Origin of the sequence: Erythrobacter sp. CCH5-A1, from assembly GCF_001557115.1 — a bacterium.
Lineage (GTDB): Bacteria > Pseudomonadota > Alphaproteobacteria > Sphingomonadales > Sphingomonadaceae > Erythrobacter.
Genome location: NZ_LSKQ01000320.1, coordinates 1 through 2,596 on the forward strand (window position 1 = coordinate 1; position 2,596 = coordinate 2,596).

The 2,596-nt window shown below is 62.2% G+C and carries 2 protein-coding genes; both read right to left on the reverse strand.

Annotation, left to right across the window (positions count from 1 at the left end; translation table 11 throughout):
- Positions 1 to 163: 163 nt before the first annotated feature.
- Positions 164 to 979 (reverse strand): IS21-like element helper ATPase IstB, encoded by an 816-nt coding sequence (gene istB, locus AX708_RS19240; RefSeq protein WP_304438878.1) that lies wholly within the window; start codon positions 977 to 979, stop codon positions 164 to 166.
- Positions 976 to 2,496 carry an IS21 family transposase gene (gene istA, locus AX708_RS19245; RefSeq protein ID WP_067401992.1) on the reverse strand — a complete coding sequence of 507 codons (1,521 nt, stop codon included), beginning with the start codon at positions 2,494 to 2,496 and terminating at the stop codon, positions 976 to 978. The genes istB and istA overlap by 4 nt, the downstream gene beginning before the upstream one ends.
- Between the last annotated feature and the right edge of the window lie 100 nt (positions 2,497 to 2,596).

A 2,596-nucleotide genomic window follows, 5' to 3' on the forward strand; every position in this document is an offset into this window, starting at 1 on the left:
TGTCAACACCGGGATAAAAACGGGCCAGGCACCGGTTTAAAAAGGGGCCAGTTGGGTTGAATAAAAAGCCCCATGGTTGAGGCTGGACAGCATCGGCAGCGGGGAAGCGGCTGTAGCGGAGCGGAAGCCGATTTCCCGCTGCCGATGGCCGCCTTTTGTCAGATCATTTTGCCTCCCCCTTGTCCTTCTGGCGCTTGCGGCTGCTGGTGAGGCGGAAGCTGTCACCATTCATCTCGAGGATGTGCACGTGGTGGGTCAGGCGGTCGAGCAGGGCGCCAGTCAAGCGCTCGGACCCGAACACCGATGTCCATTCATCGAAGGGCAGATTGCTGGTGATCAGCGTGCTGCCGCGTTCATACCGCTGGCTGAGCACCTCGAACAGCAATTCACCGCCCACTGCGGTGAAGGGCACATAGCCCAGCTCGTCGAGGATCAGCAGTTTCACCGAGGCCAGATGCTTTTGCAGGCTGCGCAGTCGCCGTTCGTCGCGCGCCTCCATCAAGTCATGGACCAGCGCCGCAGCGGTGGTGAAGGCCACGCTGTGCCCCTTCTGGCAAGCGGCCAGTCCCAGCGCGAGGGCGGTGTGGGTCTTGCCGGTACCGCTGGGGCCCAGCGCAATGACATTGCGCTGCCGCTCGATCCATTCTCCGCGCGCCAGTTCCAGCACCAGCGCCTTGTTCAGTGATGGCTGGGCTGCAAAGTCGAAGGTGTCAAAACTCTTGGTATGCGGGAACCTGGCCATGCGGATGCGACGCTCGACCATCCGGCGTTCACGGTCGATGCGCTCCAGTTCGCACAGGCGCAGCAGATAGCGCGGGTAATCGGCCCGATCCTGCGCGGCCTCAAACGCGACCTTCTCATATTCGCGCGCGAAGGATGGCAGCTTGAGTGCTTTGAGGTGGTTTGCCAGCAGCACGGCGGGCGGCACGCTGGTTGGTTCTGCCTCGATGGCCGGCAGCGGCATCATGGGATCGCTCATGCCGCCACTCCTGTCGCCAGGGTGCCGGACTGCGAGAGCAGGCCCATATAACTGCGCGGGTCAGTGCGCCCAACATGGGCGCGTGGCAAGTGCGGGTAAAATTGCAGATCGAGGCGTGGCACGCGCTGCTCAAGTCGGGCCAGCGCGATCATCTTGACTGCATCAAAGCTGATCGCCCCCATCTCCAGCGCGCGGGCCACCGCCCATTCCACCAAGGGTTGCTCAAAGCGCTCGCATAGCCGCAGCACCTGGATGAACTCGCGCCGTCCTTCCTTGCCACTGCGGGCCTCCATCAACCGGCGAATGCGATGCATCGGTTCGGCCAGCACCCAGCCATCGAGCGGCGCCGCCTGATCAAGGGCACGCGGCTTTTGCTCCAACAGCGCCAGATAATGCAGCGGGTTGGCGATGAAGTCCTCACGCTCATAACTGCGCGGGTGCACCGCGATCTGCTCCCCGCCGCAGATGATGGAAACCCGGTCGACATAGCCTTTGATCACAACCTCTTGGTGGGCATAGGCCGTTGGCACCGAGTAATCATTAGTGCGATAGCGCACCAGCGCCATCGACGAGGCCCGCCCCGTCACCATATGGCAGGGATCAAATGGCACCGTAGGCAGTGGCATGAAGGCCGTCAGATCAGCCACCAGCCTGTCCCCGATGCTGTGCTCATGCCCACGCAAGATGGCCTGCCTGCGCTCCACGCATTGTTCGAGGAAGCGCGCGTTCAGCGCATCAAAGCTGGGCGCCTCCGGCCTTGGCACCATGAAATGGCGCCGGGAGTAGCCGACCAGCCCCTCAACCTTGCCTTTGTCATTGCCCTTTCCCGGGCGGCCAAACTTGTCCGCAAACAGGTAATGGCTTTGCAGCGTGGCGAACATCCGGCTGCGCTCGCGCGTCCCGTCGCCCAGGATCTGCGCCACCGCAAGCTTGGTGTTATCATACAGGATCGACTGCGGGACGCCGCCAAAGAAGGCGAAGGCGGCCACATGTCCTTCACAAAAGGCCTCGGCCACCTCGGCAGGATAGGCCTTGATGAACGGCGCATCGCTGTGCGGCAGATCCATGCAGAAATAGTGGAACCGCACCAGCTTGCCGTCGATGATCCCGTCCGCCTCGCCGAAATCTACCTGTGCGTGCCCCGGCTTGTGGCTCAGGGGTATGAACACCTCGCGGCTGCGCAGCTTGGCCCCCGCCACATAATCGCGGACAATGGTGATGCCACCGGTGAAACCATGCTCATCGCGCAAACGCTCGAAAATGCGGGCGGCAGTGTGTCGCTGCTTGCTGTGCACCTTGCGGTCATCCACCAGGATCTGGTCGATGATCTCGGTATATTCCGCCAGCTTGCGGCTGTAGGTTTGCCCACTCCGGCCATGCGCCCCCGGTTCCGGGAAGCACAGCATCTTGTCTACGGTCTTGCGGTTGATCCCAAAATACCGGGCAGCAGCGCGACGGCTCATCCCGTCAATCAGCACGGCGCGGCGGACCTTCTGATAAAGCTCCACTCTCTTCATCCTCCACCCCCGCACAAAAGCAGGGGTCTAGCAGGACTGGCCCATTTTTAATCCGGTGCTACCGGCCGATCCGTGGCCCCTTTTATTCCCGGTGTTCTCA